Annotated in this window: 15 protein-coding genes and 1 riboswitch; of the genes, 7 read left to right on the top strand and 8 right to left on the bottom strand. The window is 66.9% G+C overall.

The annotated features are described in order from the left end of the window. Positions 1-64: 64 nt before the first annotated feature. Entirely contained in the window at positions 65-1312 is a 1248-nt protein-coding gene (locus tag I1A62_RS41560; protein WP_219457969.1) for a primosomal protein, read from the top strand. A 7-nt stretch (positions 1313-1319) separates the two neighbouring features. Here the strand turns inward: I1A62_RS41560 and I1A62_RS41555 are convergent, their stop codons facing one another. From I1A62_RS41555 to I1A62_RS41545, 3 genes are read right to left on the bottom strand one after another with little or no spacing between them, the layout of a single operon-like run. Next, positions 1320-2405 (bottom strand): adenosine deaminase, encoded by a 1086-nt coding sequence (locus tag I1A62_RS41555; protein ID WP_219457968.1) that lies wholly within the window; start codon positions 2403-2405, stop codon positions 1320-1322. Between the two features lie 9 nt (positions 2406-2414). Next, a complete protein-coding gene (locus tag I1A62_RS41550; RefSeq protein ID WP_124394653.1) occupies positions 2415-3710 on the bottom strand; it encodes a thymidine phosphorylase in 1296 nt (431 codons plus the stop codon). Continuing rightward, entirely contained in the window at positions 3703-4107 is a 405-nt protein-coding gene (locus tag I1A62_RS41545; protein WP_124394652.1) for a cytidine deaminase, read from the bottom strand. The genes I1A62_RS41550 and I1A62_RS41545 overlap by 8 nt, the downstream gene beginning before the upstream one ends. Positions 4108-4362: 255 nt before the next feature. Here I1A62_RS41545 and sdhC point away from each other — a divergent pair, with 255 nt between their 5' ends. The 6 genes from sdhC to I1A62_RS41515 all read left to right on the top strand — a co-directional run bounded on the left by sdhC (position 4363) and on the right by I1A62_RS41515 (position 10308). Beyond that, positions 4363-4767, top strand: coding sequence for a succinate dehydrogenase, cytochrome b556 subunit (gene sdhC, locus I1A62_RS41540; RefSeq protein ID WP_005239889.1), 405 nt, complete (start codon positions 4363-4365; stop codon positions 4765-4767). A gap of 1 nt (position 4768) precedes the next feature. Next, positions 4769-5212 (top strand): succinate dehydrogenase hydrophobic membrane anchor subunit, encoded by a 444-nt coding sequence (locus tag I1A62_RS41535; protein WP_005239887.1) that lies wholly within the window; start codon positions 4769-4771, stop codon positions 5210-5212. A 15-nt stretch (positions 5213-5227) separates the two neighbouring features. Continuing rightward, on the top strand, positions 5228-6979 hold the full coding sequence (sdhA, locus tag I1A62_RS41530) for a succinate dehydrogenase flavoprotein subunit (RefSeq protein WP_124394651.1): 1752 nt from the start codon (positions 5228-5230) through the stop codon (positions 6977-6979). After that, entirely contained in the window at positions 6979-7758 is a 780-nt protein-coding gene (locus I1A62_RS41525; RefSeq protein ID WP_005256985.1) for a succinate dehydrogenase iron-sulfur subunit, read from the top strand. Before sdhA ends, I1A62_RS41525 begins: the two co-directional genes overlap by 1 nt. 155 nt (positions 7759-7913) lie before the next feature. Beyond that, entirely contained in the window at positions 7914-8909 is a 996-nt protein-coding gene (locus tag I1A62_RS41520; protein WP_124394650.1) for a malate dehydrogenase, read from the top strand. Positions 8910-9027: 118 nt separating this feature from the next. Continuing rightward, positions 9028-10308 carry a D-alanyl-D-alanine carboxypeptidase family protein gene (locus I1A62_RS41515; protein ID WP_124394688.1) on the top strand — a complete coding sequence of 427 codons (1281 nt, stop codon included), beginning with the start codon at positions 9028-9030 and terminating at the stop codon, positions 10306-10308. Between the two features lie 10 nt (positions 10309-10318). On the opposite strand, the gene yhjD is transcribed toward I1A62_RS41515, so the two are convergent. From yhjD to I1A62_RS41490, 5 genes are all read right to left on the bottom strand, one after another. Beyond that, a complete protein-coding gene (gene yhjD, locus I1A62_RS41510; protein ID WP_206005446.1) occupies positions 10319-11341 on the bottom strand; it encodes an inner membrane protein YhjD in 1023 nt (340 codons plus the stop codon). 4 nt (positions 11342-11345) lie between these two features. Then, complete coding sequence (trpS, locus tag I1A62_RS41505; protein WP_219457966.1) at positions 11346-12380, bottom strand: tryptophan--tRNA ligase; 1035 nt, start codon at positions 12378-12380, stop codon at positions 11346-11348. Between the two features lie 52 nt (positions 12381-12432). Then, positions 12433-13239, bottom strand: coding sequence for an exodeoxyribonuclease III (locus I1A62_RS41500; RefSeq protein ID WP_124394648.1), 807 nt, complete (start codon positions 13237-13239; stop codon positions 12433-12435). 35 nt (positions 13240-13274) lie between these two features. Next, complete coding sequence (locus tag I1A62_RS41495) at positions 13275-14498, bottom strand: MFS transporter (RefSeq protein WP_192582037.1); 1224 nt, start codon at positions 14496-14498, stop codon at positions 13275-13277. Between the two features lie 200 nt (positions 14499-14698). Further along, complete coding sequence (locus I1A62_RS41490; RefSeq protein ID WP_005560536.1) at positions 14699-15922, bottom strand: NADP-dependent isocitrate dehydrogenase; 1224 nt, start codon at positions 15920-15922, stop codon at positions 14699-14701. Positions 15923-16196: 274 nt separating this feature from the next. Further along, positions 16197-16317, top strand: a riboswitch (SAM riboswitch). Positions 16318-16412 lie beyond the last annotated feature (95 nt).

Here is a 16412-nt window from a genome sequence, read left to right as displayed (position 1 = left end):
GCCGGAAACGGTCTGCACACAGCCCGGGTATAACTTTGGCCGCGGGGTCGATAGGCTTCGCGCCATGGCTGGAGACATCGTCCCGATCGAACTCGGTCTCACCGACGGCGACCTCGTGACACTGTGGGCACCACGGTGGCGTGAGGGCGACGACGAGTGGGAAGCATTCCTTGGTCACGAGGAAGACCTGTACGGGTTCGAATCAGTGGCAGAACTCGCTGCCTTCATCCGGACCAATACCGACAACGACCTCGTCGAGCACCCCGCGTGGAGTGTGGTGTCCGGGCTCTCCGCTGCCGAGCTCGAGCCCGACGAGAACTTCTGCTTCGACCTGATCGGTGTGCCCGAGTTGGCGGCGAGCGACCCCGAGGCCGTCGTCGTGAGCGAACTCGAAGACACGCTCAACATGGTGCGCAACATCGGTGAGGTCTGCGAACTGGACGTGGTCACCAAGTTCTTCAACGCGAACCCCATTCTCGGTGCGCTCCCCGCAGGCGCCAGCGCGTTCGAGGGACGCGAGGGCGAGGAACTGTGGGCGCAGATCGGGACCGCGATCGCGAAGGGCTGGGATGACGTCCTCGACGCCGTCGACAACATCGTCGCCACCCCCGAGGTGGACGCCGAGGCAGTAGCTGTGGCCGAGGCCGAACTGGTGGCCGCCGACGAGAACACCGTCGACGTGGACGACGTCGCCGAGGAGGCGGAGGAAGACGAGGAGTTCGTCGCGCTCGACCTGAACACCGAGGATGACGAGGAGGAAGACGACTCGTTCTGGGGTGCGGTCGGTGTCGACCCCGTGAAGATCATCACGTCCGGGGAGACGTACTTCACGCTCCGGTGCTACCTCGACGACGACGCGATCTTCCTCGGGCGCGATGGTGCGATCTTCGTGTTCACGTCCGAGCGGGCACTGGCCCGGTACCTCGCCGACAACCACGAGCACGCCCTCGCGCAGGTCAGCACGTACGAGGAGATCCAGGTGGCGGCCGTCGACGGATCGCTCGAGGTCGAGGTCACCGACGAGAACGTGTACGTCCTGCCCGGCCTCGCCGACGACCTGGCCGCCGGCCCGGAGTCCGTCGACGCGGATCAGCTGGACCTCGCCGTCGAATTGTTCACCGATGCAGCCGATTTCGCGGACGATGATTCTGTGGAAACCGCGCTCGCGTCGTCCGACCCGCTGGGCTGGTACGTCTCGTTCGTCCTCAACCCGGACCCGACCCGGATGGCGCCCAGTGCGCCCTTCGACACCGAGGCCGAGGCGTGGCGGAAGCTCGAGCGGGAGTTCGAGGCCCGCCTGCGGAAGGTCTGACAGGCGGTCAGCCCACCAGCACGGCGAATCCCGGCTTGATCACCTCGTCGATCAGCTGCAGCCGCTGATCGAACGGGATGAAGGCCGACTTCATCGCGTTGATGGTGTAGCGCTCGAGATCCGTCCAGCCGTAGCCGAACGTCTCGACCAGGCGGAGCATCTCCTGGCTCATGCTGGTATCGCTCATCAGCCGGTTGTCGGTGTTGACGGTGACGCGGAACCGCAGCCGGGCGAGCAGGTCGAACGGATGGTTCTCGAGCGCGTCCACGGCCCCGGTCTGCACGTTGGAGCTGGGACACAGCTCCAGGGGAATCCTCTTGTCCCGCACATAGTTCGCGAGCTTGCCGAGCACCGGGACGCCGTCGGTGCCGATCGTGATGTCGTCGGTGATCCGGACCCCGTGACCGAGGCGGTCCGTGCCGCAGAACGCGATGGCCTCGTGGATGGACGGCAGACCGAACGCCTCACCCGCGTGAATGGTGAAGTGCGCATTGCTGCCCCTCATGTACTCGAAGGCGTCGAGGTGACGGCTGGGCGGATTGCCGGCCTCGGCGCCGGCGATGTCGAATCCGACGACCCCGCGGTCCCTGAACCGGATCGCCAGTTCCGCGATCTCCCGGGACCGCGCCGCGTGCCGCATCGCGGTGAGCAGGACGCCGATCCGGATGTTCTGGCCGCGCACCTCCGCCGCGGACTCCCCCGCCTCGAATCCGAGCAGGACCTGTTCCACCACCTCGTCCAGGGTCAGCCCCTCTTCGAGGTGCTGTTCCGGGGCGAACCGGACCTCGGCGTAGACCACGCCGTCGGCGGCGAGGTCCTCGGCGCATTCGCGGGCGACGCGTTCGAGCCCGACGGGGGTCTGCATGACGGCGACGGTGTGGGCGAACGTCTCGAGGTACCGCTCGAGCGAACCACTGTCCGCGGCCTCCCGGAACCACTTCGCGAGCGCGGGCGCGGTGTCGGCAGGCAGCGCGTCGTAGCCGCAGTCGCGGGCGAGTTCGAGAACCGTCTCGGGCCGGAGGCCCCCGTCGAGATGGTCGTGCAGCAACACCTTCGGCGCTCGGCGCAGGGCCGACAGATCCAGTGCGGTCATGGGACGACGTTAGCGTGAGGGATCCTCTATCCGCTCGATGACGAGCGGTGTGATCACCGGCGGCGCGTCGGCCACGACGGTCCAGGCTTCGGAAAGGGCGGCTTTCGCGGCGGCGAACCGTTCGGGCGTGTCGGTGTGCAGCGTGACGAGCGGGGTGCCGACGGACACGGTCTCCCCCGGCTTCACGTGCAGTTCGATGCCCGCCCCCGCCTGCACCGGTTCGCCCTGCCGTTCGCGGCCCGCGCCGAGCCGCCAGGCGGCGAGCCCGACGGCCATGGCGTCGAGCCCGCACACCACACCGTCCGACTCGGAGAGCAGCACCTCGGTGTGCCGGGCCGTGGGAAGCGCAGCGTACGGGTCGCCACCCTGGGCGGCGATCATTCTCCGCCAGCGGTCCATGGCGGAGCCGTCCCGCAGCTTGTCGGCCGGGTCGACGCCGTCGATTCCGGCTGCCTTCAACATTTCTCGCGCGAGCTCGAGGGTCAGTTCCACGACGTCGGACGGGCCGCCACCGGCGAGCACCTCCAGCGATTCCCGCACCTCCAGCGCATTGCCCGCGGTGTGGCCGAGTGGCGCGTCCATCGCCGTGAGCAGTGCCATCGTCCGCACTCCGGCGTCGTTCCCGAGGTCGACCATCGTCTGGGCCAGCTCGCGCGCGTCGTCGAGCTTCTTCATGAACGCGCCCGAACCGACCTTCACGTCGAGGACCAGCGCGCCGGTGCCCTCCGCGATCTTCTTGCTCATGATCGAGCTGGCGATCAGGGGAATCGACTCGACGGTCCCGGTGACGTCCCGCAGTGCGTACAGCCGCCGGTCCGCCGGGGCCAGGTCCGAGCTCGCGGCGCACACGACGGCGCCGACCTCGGGGTCGGACAGGATCTCTGCCATCTCCGACGTGTCGAGGTCGGCGCGCCAGCCCGGGATCGACTCGAGCTTGTCGAGGGTCCCGCCGGTATGGCCCAGCCCGCGTCCCGACAGCTGCGGCACGGCGGCGCCGCACGCGGCGACCAGCGGCGCGAGCGGGAGCGTGATCTTGTCGCCCACACCACCGGTCGAGTGCTTGTCCACGGTGGGGCGGCCGAGGTGGGTGAAGTCGAGGCGGTGACCGGACGAGATCATCGCCGTGGTCCAGCGGCTCACCTCGTCGCGCGTCATCCCGCGGAAGAAGATCGCCATCGCCAGGGCCGACATCTGCTCGTCCGCCACGACACCCCGGGTGAATGCCTCCACCACCCAGTCGATCTCTGCACCGGACAATTCTCGGCCGTCGCGTTTGGCGGCGATGATCGACGAGGCGTCATGCATGGCTGATTCTCCCCTTCTCCTCCGGACCGAAAGCATCCGGCAGCAGCTGTTCCAATGGGCGCACGCCGGCCCGGTGGTCGACGAGCAGTCCGGGGCCGCCGTGCTCGAAGAGAATCTGCCGGCAGCGTCCGCACGGCATGAGTATGTCGCCACTCGCGTCACAGCAGGTGAAGGCGATTAATCGCCCGCCGCCGCCCGCAAACAAGTTACCGACCAGTACGCACTCGGCGCAGAGCCCCAAACCGTATGAGACATTTTCCACATTGCATCCGACGACGATTCGCCCATCGTCCACCAGCGCCGCCGACCCCACGGCGAACCCGGAGTAGGGCGCGTAGGCCCTCCCCATCACCTCATGCGCGTTGGCGCGCAACAGTTTCCAATCGATCTCGACCATGGTTACCCATCCAATCACGTGGCCTGAATGGATGCAGAGAATCGCCCGGGACGGCCCGATCCGTATTGGAGAGGCAAACCTAAGTTCATTTGCAGGGGCGGTACGAACCCCGACTCGAATTAGTTCCCCCGTTTCTGTTGGGTTTAGAGTTCAGAGAAGTCGGTTCAGGATCACGTCGGGTCCCCAGTTGTGGTATGTCCGCAACGCTGCGCAGACTCGACACGTCCACCAATGACGTTGGAGGCACAGCACTCGATGAGTACTACGACTGAAGCCGCTCCGGCCAAGGAGCGCACACGGTCGCTTTACCGGGGCGACCCCGGAATGTGGTCCTGGGTTTTGCACCGGATCACAGGCGTAATGACGTTCTTCTTCCTATTCGTGCACGTGCTGGACACCGCGCTCGTGCGGGTGAATCCCGACACGTACGACAGTGTCATCGAGACCTACAAGAACCCGATCGTCGGGCTCATGGAGCTCGCGCTCGTCGCCGCGGTGCTGTACCACGCACTGAACGGTGTCCGGGTGATGCTGGTGGACTTCTGGTCCAAGGGACCGCAGTACCAGCGCCTGATGCTCTGGGTAATCCTCGCGATCTGGTTCCTGGTGATGATCCCGGGCGCAGGCCGCATCTTCTACAACATGTTTGCGGGGCACTGACATGACGACAGAAGCCAAGAGTCTCGGCAAGACCTACGACCGTCCCGCCAGCCTGGACAACCCGCGCTCTCCGCGCCGGACCTCGAAGAACAACTTCGAGCTGTACGCCTGGCTGTTCATGCGGTTCTCCGGTCTCGCACTGATCTTCCTCGTGCTCGGCCACCTCTTCATCATGCTGATGCTCGACGACGGTGTGCACCGCATCAACTTCGCGTTCGTCGCAGGCCGCTGGTCCAGCCCGTTCTGGCAGTTCTGGGACCTCACCATGCTCTGGCTTGCCCAGCTGCACGGCGGAAACGGACTCCGCACGGTCATCGCGGACTACTCCCGCAAGGACTCCACGCGCTTCTGGCTGACCACGATCCTCGTTCTCTCGATGATCCTGATCATGGGCCTCGGCACGTACGTCATCTTCACCTTCGACCCCAATATCTCGGCGAGCTAGGGGAGCACAGATTTCATGCAGGAACACCGTTATGACGTGGTCATCGTCGGTGCCGGCGGCGCCGGCATGCGCGCAGCGATCGAGGCCGGTCCCCGCGCCCGCACCGCGGTACTGACCAAGCTCTACCCCACCCGCAGCCACACCGGCGCGGCCCAGGGCGGCATGTGCGCCGCGCTGGCGAACGTGGAGGAAGACAACTGGGAGTGGCACACCTTCGACACGGTCAAGGGCGGCGACTACCTCGCCGACCAGGACGCCGTCGAGATCATGGCCAAGGAGGCCATCGACGCGGTGCTCGACCTCGAGAAGATGGGTCTGCCGTTCAACCGCACGCCCGAGGGCAAGATCGACCAGCGTCGTTTCGGTGGTCACACCCGCGATCACGGTAAGGCCCCCGTGCGCCGCGCATGTTATGCCGCGGACCGCACCGGTCACATGATCCTGCAGACGCTCTACCAGAACTGCGTCAAGCACGACGTCGAGTTCTTCAACGAGTTCTACGCCCTCGACATCGCGATCACCGAGACGGAGAACGGCCCCGTCGCCACCGGTGTCATCGCCTACGAGCTGGCCACCGGCGAGATCCACGTCTTCCACGCGAAGTCCATCGTGTTCGCCACCGGCGGCTCGGGACGCATGTACAAGACGACGTCCAACGCGCACACCCTCACCGGTGACGGCATGGGCATCATCTTCCGCAAGGGCCTCCCGCTGGAGGACATGGAGTTCCACCAGTTCCATCCGACAGGCCTGGCCGGGCTCGGCATCCTCATCTCCGAGGCCGTGCGCGGTGAGGGCGGCATCCTCCGCAACGCGGACGGCGAGCGGTTCATGGAGCGCTACGCCCCCACCATCAAGGACCTCGCACCCCGTGACATCGTCGCGCGGTCGATGGTTCTCGAGGTGCTCGAGGGACGCGGCGCGGGACCGAACAAGGACTACGTCTACATCGACGTGACCCACATCCCCGAGGAAGTCCTCGACGAGAAGCTCCCCGACATCATGGAGTTCTCCCGCACCTACCTCGGTGTGGACCCGGTCAAGGAGCCGGTGCCGGTGTACCCCACCTGCCACTACGTCATGGGCGGCATCCCCACCAGGATCAACGGTGAGGTCCTCCGCAACAACGACGAGATCGTCCAGGGCCTGTACGCCGCCGGCGAGTGCGCCTGCGTCTCCGTCCACGGCGCGAACCGTCTCGGCACCAACTCGCTGCTCGACATCAACGTCTTCGGACGCCGCGCCGGCATCGCCGCCGCCGAGCACGCCAACAACAGCGAGTTCGTCGCCCTGCCGGAGACGCCCGAGAAGATGGTCGACGAGTGGATGGAAACCATCCTGTCGGACCACGGTCACGAGCGGGTCGCGGACATCCGCACCGAGCTGCAGCAGTCGATGGACAACAACGCCTCGGTGTTCCGTACGGAAGAGCGCCTCACCCAGGCACTCAAGGACGTGCGCGCTCTGAAGGAGCGCTACAACCACATCACGGTGCAGGACAAGGGCAAGCGCTACAACAGCGACCTGCTCGAGGCCGTCGAGCTCGGCTTCCTCCTCGAAATGGCGGAGGTCACCGTCGTCGGCGCGCTGAACCGCAAGGAATCGCGCGGCGGCCACGCCCGCGAGGACTTCCCGGACCGCAACGACGCCGAGTACATGAAGCACACGATGGCATACAAGGAGGGCGACGGCCTGCTCTCCGACATCCGTCTCGACTACAAGCCGGTAGTCCAGACCCGCTACGAGCCGATGGAGCGTAAGTACTGATGAGCGCACCTGCAGTCGACAAGAGCGAGAACAAGTCGGATCTCCCTCCCGTTCCCGAGGGCGCCGTCATGGTCACCCTCAAGATCGCGCGGATGAACCCCGAGTCCGGCGAGGGTCAGCACTGGGACAGCTTCCAGGTTCCGGCGCTGCCGACGGACCGCATGCTGAACCTGCTCCTGTACGTGAAGGGCTACCTCGACGGCACCCTGACGTTCCGCCGCAGCTGCGCCCACGGCGTGTGCGGTTCGGACGCGATGCGGATCAACGGCGTCAACCGTCTGGCCTGCAAGCTCCTCATGAAGGACATGCTGCCCAAGGACGGCAAGCCGGTCACGATCACCGTCGAGCCCATCAAGGGCCTGCCGGTGGAGAAGGACCTCGTCGTCGACATGGAGCCGTTCTTCGACGCGTTCCGCGCCGTGAAGCCGTTCCTCATCACCACCGGCAACGAGCCCACCCGTGAGCGTATCCAGTCGCAGCACGACCGGGCCCGTTTCGACGACACCACCAAGTGCATCCTGTGTGCCTGCTGCACCACGTCGTGCCCGGTGTACTGGAGCGACGGCAGCTACTTCGGTCCCGCCGCCATCGTCAACGCGCACCGCTTCATCTTCGACAGCCGTGACGAGGGTGCGTCGGAGCGTCTCGACATCCTCAACGACAAGGACGGCGTCTGGCGTTGCCGGACCACGTTCAACTGCACCGACGCGTGCCCCCGCGGCATCCAGGTGACGAAGGCGATCCAGGAAGTCAAGCGCGCGCTGCTCTTCGCACGCTGACCCGAGGTCTTTCGAGCACGTTCCAGGGCGCCCCCGGCCACTTCGGCCGGGGGCGCCCTGCGTCGTGTCCAAGCTCACCGTCCGAGCCGTCCCACGGTGAGATCCCCGCGCTAGTGTCGAGAACGGATGCTCCCGACGAACAGCGAGGTTCACACATGACGCAGTCGCCCACTCCCGCGGTGGTCACGGTCACCGGGGCGGCAGGCAGTATCGGTTACGCGGCGCTGTTCCGGATCGCCGCGGGCGCGATGCTCGGCCCCGACACCCCGATTCGACTGCGGCTCTTGGAAATTCCGTCCGCCGTGTCCGCGGCCGAAGGCACCGCGATGGAACTCGACGACAGCGCATTCCCGCTTCTTCACGACGTCGAGGTCCACGACGACCCGAAGCGGGGTTTCGACGGCACCGATGTGGCCCTGCTCATCGGATCACGTCCCCGGTCCAAGGGGATGGAGCGCGGCGACCTGCTGGCCGCGAACGGGCAGATCTTCACCGTGCAGGGCCGCGCGATCAATCAGGTTGCCGCGGAAGGTGTCCGGGTGCTGGTCGTGGGCAACCCGGCCAACACCAACGCACTCGTCGCCGCGAACAACGCCCCCGACGTGCCCGCGGGGCGGTTCACGGCACTGACCCGGCTCGACCACAACCGCGCGATCGCCCAGCTCTCACGGCACTCCGGCGCCGCGGTGAAGGACATCAGCCGCGTCACGATCTGGGGCAACCACTCCAGCACCCAGTACCCCGACATCTTCCACGCGCGGGTCGGGGACCGGTCCGGCGCCGAGTTCGCCGCGGACCGCGACTGGCTCACCGGCGACTTCATTCCCACCGTCGCGAACCGGGGCAGCGCGATCATCGAGGCCCGCGGCGCATCGTCCGCGGCCTCCGCCGCCAACGCCGCGATCGACCACGTGCACGACTGGGTGCTCGGCACCCCCGACGACGACTGGACGTCCGTGGCGCTGCCCTCCACCGGCGCCTACGGGGTGCCGGAGGGGCTCGTCAGCTCGTTCCCGGTCCGCTCGGTCGACGGGGCCTGGCAGGTCGTGGAGGGGCTGGAGATCGACGACTTCTCGCGGAAGCGGATCGACGCGTCGGTGGCCGAACTCGAATCCGAACGCGACGCCGTCCGGGGCATGGGTTTCATCTGACCCGGCCACCCTCGCCCCGGCATGGCGCGCCGACGTCACGAATGCGTGTCGACACGCGTCCGTTTTCGGAACCGGCCCGGTCATCGCATACGCTGCCTTTTCGATGATGTGGCGTCGAGTGTGTACCGCGGTCGTGTCCGGAACCCTGCTGGCCGGACTCTCGGTGAGCGCTGCCGGGGCGATCCCGCCCCCGGTCCCCTCCTCCCCCACCTCGGCGCCGTTCACCACCCCCAACACCGACGACTGCCCGCACCGCTCGGCGCCGGCCCCTGCGATCGACCTGTCAGAGGTGCCGCAGCCGGGCGATCCGGCACCGACCGCCGTGTCCGTGCCCGACCAACCAGTGGGCGGGCCGAAACTCGCCGAGTGCGGAGTGACGCTCCCCGACGGCGCCCCCGCGCTGCCCGCCGACATCGCGGCGTCCGGCTGGGTGCTGGCCGACATCGACACCGGCGACGTGCTCGCGGCGAAGGACCCGCACGGCCGGTACCGGCCGGCCAGCACCATCAAGATGCTGCTCGCGCTCGTCGCGCTGGACGAACTGGATCTCGACAAGACCGTGACCGCCACCGCCGAGGACGCCGCCGTGGAGGGCAGCGCGGTCGGGATCGGCAAGAACGGCCAGTACACGAACCGGCAGCTGATGCAGGGCCTGGTCATGGCGTCGGGGAACGACGCCGCCCACCTCCTCGCCCGGCAACTCGGCGGCGACGCCGCGACGGTCGAGAAGATGAACCGTCTCGCCGACACCCTCGGCGCTCACGACACGAGGACCGCGACCCCGTCCGGACTCGACGGTCCCGGCATGAGCAGTTCGCCGTTCGACCTCGCGCTGATCTTCCACAACGCGATGAAGAACCCGACGTTCGCGGAGCTGATCTCCACGGAAACCGTTCAGTTCCCGGGCTTCCCGAAGGATCCCGCGATCCCGGAGGACCAGGACCGGCCGCCGTTCGCACTCGCCAACGACAATCAACTGCTCTACAACTACCCGGGCGCGCTGGGCGGCAAGACCGGATTCACCGACGATGCGCGCCACACGTACGTCGGCGGCGCCGACCACGACGGCCGCCGACTGATGGTGACACTGATGGGAGCCGAGGCGCAGCCGATCCGAACCTGGGAACAGGCGGCGCGACTGCTGGACTACGGGTTCGCCCTCGACCGCGATGCCCGGGTGGGGTCGCTCGAGGACCTGTACCCGGCCGAGGACGGGTCCGACGCGGTCCTTGCCGCACCGCCGCAACAGGATTCGGCCGCCGCTACGAGTTCCGTCGTCGCCTCCGGTTCCGACCACCCCGACAACACGCTGGCCCTGCGGGCGGGTGTGGGGATCGTCGGGGCGGCCGTCGTCGTCGTGCTGGTTCTCTGCGCGCGCCGGCTGTCCCGCAGGCGCTGACGCTCCCGGATCAGCGCTTGTTGCGGGTGACCAGTCCGGACAGGCCGAGCGCGGCGAGGGCCCCCACACCGACGAGGGCGAGTCCCCCGCGCACCCCCGGACCCTCGCGAACCTCGATCCGCGGCGTGATGACGGCCGGATCCGGCGGCGGCACGAACGCGAGCGCCATGCTGGCCTTGGTTGTCGCGGCCCACGCCGTCGAGAAGAGCAGCATCCGGCAGGTCAGGTAGATGAACACGAGCAGACCGATGATCGGGCCGAACGCCACGCCTGCGGGACCCGCGGTGACCGCGGTGAGGTAGATGGCGCCGACCTGCTTGAAGATCTCGAACACCACCGCCGCGAGCAGGGCCGCCTTGATCGCACTGCGGAACGTCACGGGCTCCCGGGGCAGTCGGGCGATCACCCAGGCGAACACCGCCCACGTCGCGACCAGCGAGAGCACGGTCGACAGTGCGCGCAGTCCGGCGTCGACGCCGGTCACCTCGTCGAGGTTGAGCACCTCGACCACCGTGCGGGCCACCGGACCGCTGCTCAGCGCGGACGATCCGATCGAGACGATCATCGCCAGGCCCAGCCCGAGCAGAGCGCCCGCGTCGCCCAGCTTGGTGCGCACGAATCCCTTCGATTCGCGCTGGCTCTCCCACATCGCCGTGAGCGCGTCACGCAGGTTCGCCATCCACCCCAGTCCGGCGTAGGCGGCACCGAGCAGACCGAGGATACCGACGCTGGCGCGGGACGCGATCGCCGAATCGATGATGGTGTTGAGCGTGTCACCGAGACTTCCGGGCACGTTCTTCGTGATGCCGTCCTGCAGTTCCTGCAGCAACTCCGGCTGCCCGGCGAGCACGAAACCGGCGATGGCGAACGCGACCATCAGGATCGGAATCAATGCAAGCACACTGAAATACGTGATACCCGCCGCGTAGTAGTCACCCTTCTGATTCTGGTACCGCTGTGCGGCCCGCATCAGATGGTCGAACCAGGGGCGCGCTGCCCGCTGCTTGTCGAGAAAACTCGGTTCGTCAGCCACAGTGCTATCCCTTCGGTGTCAAAAACCCTACCTTCTCGTACACGGCCGCCAACGTCTGCGACGACACTTCACGGGCCCGGTGGGCACCGGCCGCGATGACACGATCGAGTTCCGCCTCGTCCGAGAGGTACCCCTCCACTTTCGCTTTCAACGGTGTCACGAATTCGGCGAGAACGTCGGCCGTATCGGTTTTCAGGTCGCCGTAGCCCTTGCCCTCGTACCCAGCGACCAACGTCTCGACGGGGGTGCCGGACAACGCCGACTGGATGGTGAGCAGGTTGCTCACACCGGGCTTGGCCTGCGGGTCGTACCGGATCTCCCGCTCGTTGTCGGTGACCGCGGACTTGATCTTCTTCGCCGACACCTTGGGGTCGTCGAGCAGGTTGATCAGGCCGGCCGGGCTCGGACCGGACTTGCTCATCTTCGACGTCGGATCCTGCAGGTCGTAGATCTTGGCGGTGCCCTTGATGATCTGAGCCTCGGGAATGACGAACGCCTTCCCGAACCGGGTGTTGAACCGCTGGGCGAGATCGCGGGCCAGTTCGAGGTGCTGGCGCTGATCCTCGCCGACGGGGACCCGCTGCGGGCGGTACAGCAGGATGTCGGCGGCCATCAGCACCGGATACGTGAACAGCCCGACGCTGGCGTTCTCGCTGCCCTGCTTCGACGACTTGTCCTTGAACTGCGTCATGCGGCTGGCCTCACCGAAACCGGTGATGCAGTTGAGAACCCACGCCAGCTGCGCGTGCTCGGGGACCTGGCTCTGGACGAACAGTGTGGCGCGGTCGGGGTCGATTCCCAGCGCCAGCAACTGTGCCGCCGCGATCTTCGTGCGGCGGCACAGTTCCTTCGGGTCCTGCGCCACCGTGATCGCGTGCAGGTCCGGGATGAAGTAGAACGCGTCGAAGTCGTCCTGCAGAGGCACCCATTGCTGCAGAGCACCCAGGAAGTTGCCGAGGTGGAACGAGTCGGCGGTGGGCTGGATGCCGGAGAGCACCCGCGGTTTCGCGGTGGGTTTCTGAGCTGCAGGGGTCGACATGAGTATTGATCTTTTCACGTGTGCCGTGACGACACGAATCAGATACCGCCCGTCACCGGTACTGGACGGTGACCGGCGCGTGATCGGACCACCGCTGGTCGTAGGTTTCGGCGCGCTCGACGACGGCCTGCTTGGCGCGCTCCGCCAGTTCGCGGGTGGCGATCTGGTAGTCGATGCGCCAGCCGGAGTCGTTGTCGAACGCCTTCCCGCGGTACGACCACCACGAGTAGGGTCCTGCGACGTCCGGTTCGAGCAGGCGCACGACGTCGGACCAGTGCGCGTCCTCCGCGAAGAGCGCGGACATCCACTCCCGCTCGTGGGGCAGGAACCCGGAGTTCTTCTTGTTCGTCTTCCAGTTCTTCAGGTCGAGTTCGGTGTGGGCGATGTTCCAGTCGCCGCAGACCACCACGTGCCGACCAGCCGCGACGGCGGTCTCGGCCGTAGCGGTGAGGTACCGCGCGAAGGAGTCCATGAACCGCTCCTTCTCCTCCTGCCGGGGTGTCTGAGCCTCCCCCGAGGGCAGGTACAGGCTCGCCACCGTGAGGTCGTCGAAGTCCGCCTCGATGTAGCGGCCCGCGGCAGCGAACTCCTCGTCGCCGTGGCCGACGCGGACGGCGTCGGCCGGTTTCCGGGACAGGATCGCGACGCCGTTGCGCCCCTTCGAGGACGGTTCCGCCGACGCCAGGTTCCACCCGCCATCCAGGGCGGGCGCGAGGGTCTCGGCGAGCTGATCGTCGGACGCCCGCGTCTCCTGCAGGCAGACGACGTCGGCCTCCGTGCGCTCCATCCACTCGGTGAGTCCCTTGCGGGCGGCCGCGCGGACTCCGTTGACATTGACGGTGGTGATGATGTGTGGCACGGCAAGCACCGTAGCGGACGCGTACGACAGCGCGGCTACCGAGACGAGCGGGCGCTGCGGCGTTCCATCGCGACGGCCACGGTGAGGACCACGAGGCCCGCGACGGCGAGCAGCGCACCCACCGCGGCGGGCGCCGTGTAGCCGTAACCGGCGGCGATGACGACGCCACCGATCCACGCCCCGAACGCGTTCGCGATGTTGAGGGCCGCGTGGTTGAGCGACGCGGCGAGGGTCTGGGCGTCGGCGGCGACGTCCATCAACCGGGTCTGCAGTCCGGGAACCATCGACGCGCCGGCAGCACCGACGAAGAACACCAGCAGAAGCGCCGTGTACGGATTGTGCGAGGCGATCACGAAGATGCCGAGCACGACCCCGAGCGCCGTCATCGCGGCGAACAGACCGGGAATCAGCGCCCGGTCGGCGAGCGTGCCGCCGATCAGATTGCCCGCGACCATGCCCAGCCCGTAGATCATCAGGGCCAGCGGCACCAGCGACCGCGACAGCCCGGCGACGTCGGTGAGGGTCGTGCTGATGTAGGTGTAGACGGCGAACATGCCACCGAATCCGACCATGCCGATGATCAGCGTCATCCACACCTGCGCGCGCCGCAGCGCACCGAGTTCGGTGAGGGGGTTCGTCATCCGCATGGCGGCGAGCGCGGGCACCCACGACCAGATCGCGCCCAGCGTCACGACACCGATCAGCGCAACGAGGGCGAAGGCGCTGCGCCAGCCGAGCGCCTGTCCCAGCCACGAGGCGGCGGGCACACCGATGACGTTGGCCACCGACAGGCCCATCATGACGAGCGCGACCGCCCGGGCGCGCTGTCCGCGCTCGGCGAGGTGCGCCGCCACCAGGGCGGCGACGCCGAAGTACGCGCCGTGCGGGAGGCCCGCGACGAACCGCGCGGCCATCAGCACCCCGTAGTTCGGTGCGAACACCGTGGCGGCGTTGCCGATCGTGAACGCCGCCATCAACGCGATCAGCAGCGTCTTGCGGGGCACCCGCGCGGTGAGCGCGGCGATGAGCGGCGCGCCCACGACCACACCCAGGGCGTACGCCGAGATGACGTGCCCGGCCGTCGGCTCGGTGATCCCGAGGCTCGACGCCATCTCGGGAAGCAGGCCCATCGCCACGAACTCGGTGGTGCCGATCCCGAAGCCGCCGAGCGCGAGCGCGATCATGGCGAGCTTGCGGACGGACGGATGTTGAGCGATGACACCGAGGTGCTCGGGGCGGACGGGGGTGGAAGTGCTCACAGCAGGACTTTCGACTAGGCAGAAATGCGACTACGCGGCGCACGGCGCCTCGTTGCGCAACGACCCACACCGGAATTCTCTTCCCCGGATTCCGCTTTTCGCGCCGCGAGCGGCCGTGAGATGACTCACCCGGCCCCGGAGACGCGAAACGGGACACCCTCGCGAGGACGTCCCGTTTCGTACTGCTGCGGCTCGAGTGCCTACTGCTCGGCGATGGCCTTCTGGAGGTTGATGTCCAGCGCACCGAGGAATTCCTCGGTGGTCAGGTAGCCCTGGTCGCCGCCGACCAGCATCGCGAGGTCCTTGGTCATCTGGCCACCCTCGACGGTCTTGATGACCACGTCTTCGAGCTTCTGGGCGAAGCCGATGACGTCGGGGGTGTTGTCCAGCTTGCCGCGGTGCTCGAGTCCACGGGTCCACGCGAAGATCGACGCGATGGGGTTGGTGGACGTCGGCTTGCCCTGCTGGTGCTGACGGAAGTGTCGCGTCACGGTGCCGTGTGCGGCCTCGGCCTCGCACGTCTTTCCGTCCGGGGTCAGCAGCACGGAGGTCATGAGGCCGAGCGATCCGAAGCCCTGCGCGACGGTGTCGGACTGGACGTCGCCGTCGTAGTTCTTGCAGGCCCAGACGTAGCCGCCCTCCCACTTGAGCGCCGACGCGACCATGTCGTCGATGAGGCGGTGCTCGTAGGTGAGTCCGGCCGCGTCGAACTCCGGCTTGAACTCGGTCTCGTAGACGTGCTGGAAGATGTCCTTGAACGCGCCGTCGTACGCCTTGAGGATGGTGTTCTTGGTCGACAGGTACACGGGGTAGTTCTGCTGCAGGCCGTAGTTGAGCGAGGCGCGCGCGAAGTCCTCGATGGACTTGGTGAAGTTGTACTGACCCTGGACGACGCCGCCGCCTTCGGGGAAGTTCACCAGTTCGTGCTCGATCGGCTCGCTGCCGTCCTCGGGCGTGTAGGTGATCATCACCTTGCCGGGGCCGGGAACCTTGAAGTCGGTGGCGCGGTACTGGTCACCGAAGGCGTGACGGCCGATGATGATCGGCTTCGTCCAGCCCGGAACCAGTCGCGGAACGTTGGAGATGATGATCGGCGCGCGGAAGATCGTGCCACCGAGGATGTTGCGGATGGTGCCGTTGGGCGACCGCCACATCTTCTTGAGGCCGAACTCCTCGACGCGTGCCTCGTCGGGGGTGATCGTCGCGCACTTGACGCCGACGCCGTGCTTCTTGATGGCGTTGGCCGCGTCGACGGTGACCTGGTCGTCGGTCTCGTCCCGGTACTCGATACCGAGGTCGTAGTACTCCAGGTTCACATCCAGGTAGGGATGGATCAGCTTGTCTTTGATGAACTGCCAGATGATGCGTGTCATCTCGTCGCCGTCGAGTTCGACGACGGTGCCCTCAACCTTGATTTTGGACATGGGTGCTTCGCGTCCTCCTAGGAAGATTCCCTGGTTACACGGTTGCGGGCGCACTTCGTGAGTGGGTCCGCGAACGGTTCGCTTATCAAACGTAGACGTCGATGCGGCCGCCGGGGAGACCGCACTTAAACAAGACAAGCGTACTGCTATAGCCGGGCCGCGCAAGATGTGGGTGCGAAATCCCACTCCCTACCAGCGGGTAACTTTTTCCTGCCAGCGGGCCTGATCGGTGCCGTTTCCGGTCGTTCCACCCCAGCCGCTAAGATTCGACAGAGGTCATGAGTGCCAGCAACGAGCCCCGGCTAGCTGGCCGGCAACCCTCCGCCGCGGTGGGGTGCCCCGGGTGATGACCTGGTTCCCTGATTCATACAACAGTCGGGTGACAAGCGCGGGTCCGACATCGGAGGTTCATGATGCGTTGTTGTTGTCGTAGATAGAGCCCAGACAAGCCCTGTGCGCGAACGAACCAGATTGTCGTCCGCGCCTCGTC

This window comes from Rhodococcus sp. USK10, from assembly GCF_019378875.1.
Classification (GTDB): Bacteria; Actinomycetota; Actinomycetes; order Mycobacteriales; family Mycobacteriaceae; genus Rhodococcus_F; species Rhodococcus_F pseudokoreensis.
The sequence above is the reverse complement of the archived record's forward strand: the minus strand, read 5'-3'. Positions and strand labels throughout refer to the sequence as shown.

What these genes read in the sequence shown, in the direction of transcription:
- I1A62_RS41560 (WP_219457969.1), top strand. Translation starts at nt 65, where the DNA reads ATGGCTGGAGACATCGTCCCGATCGAACTCGGTCTCACCGACGGCGAC.
- I1A62_RS41555 (WP_219457968.1), bottom strand. Translation starts at nt 2,405, where the DNA reads ATGACCGCACTGGATCTGTCGGCCCTGCGCCGAGCGCCGAAGGTGTTG.
- I1A62_RS41550 (WP_124394653.1), bottom strand. Translation starts at nt 3,710, where the DNA reads ATGCATGACGCCTCGTCGATCATCGCCGCCAAACGCGACGGCCGAGAA.
- I1A62_RS41545 (WP_124394652.1), bottom strand. Translation starts at nt 4,107, where the DNA reads ATGGTCGAGATCGATTGGAAACTGTTGCGCGCCAACGCGCATGAGGTG.
- sdhC (WP_005239889.1), top strand. Translation starts at nt 4,363, where the DNA reads ATGAGTACTACGACTGAAGCCGCTCCGGCCAAGGAGCGCACACGGTCG.
- I1A62_RS41535 (WP_005239887.1), top strand. Translation starts at nt 4,769, where the DNA reads ATGACGACAGAAGCCAAGAGTCTCGGCAAGACCTACGACCGTCCCGCC.
- sdhA (WP_124394651.1), top strand. Translation starts at nt 5,228, where the DNA reads ATGCAGGAACACCGTTATGACGTGGTCATCGTCGGTGCCGGCGGCGCC.
- I1A62_RS41525 (WP_005256985.1), top strand. Translation starts at nt 6,979, where the DNA reads ATGAGCGCACCTGCAGTCGACAAGAGCGAGAACAAGTCGGATCTCCCT.
- I1A62_RS41520 (WP_124394650.1), top strand. Translation starts at nt 7,914, where the DNA reads ATGACGCAGTCGCCCACTCCCGCGGTGGTCACGGTCACCGGGGCGGCA.
- trpS (WP_219457966.1), bottom strand. Translation starts at nt 12,380, where the DNA reads ATGTCGACCCCTGCAGCTCAGAAACCCACCGCGAAACCGCGGGTGCTC.
- I1A62_RS41490 (WP_005560536.1), bottom strand. Translation starts at nt 15,922, where the DNA reads ATGTCCAAAATCAAGGTTGAGGGCACCGTCGTCGAACTCGACGGCGAC.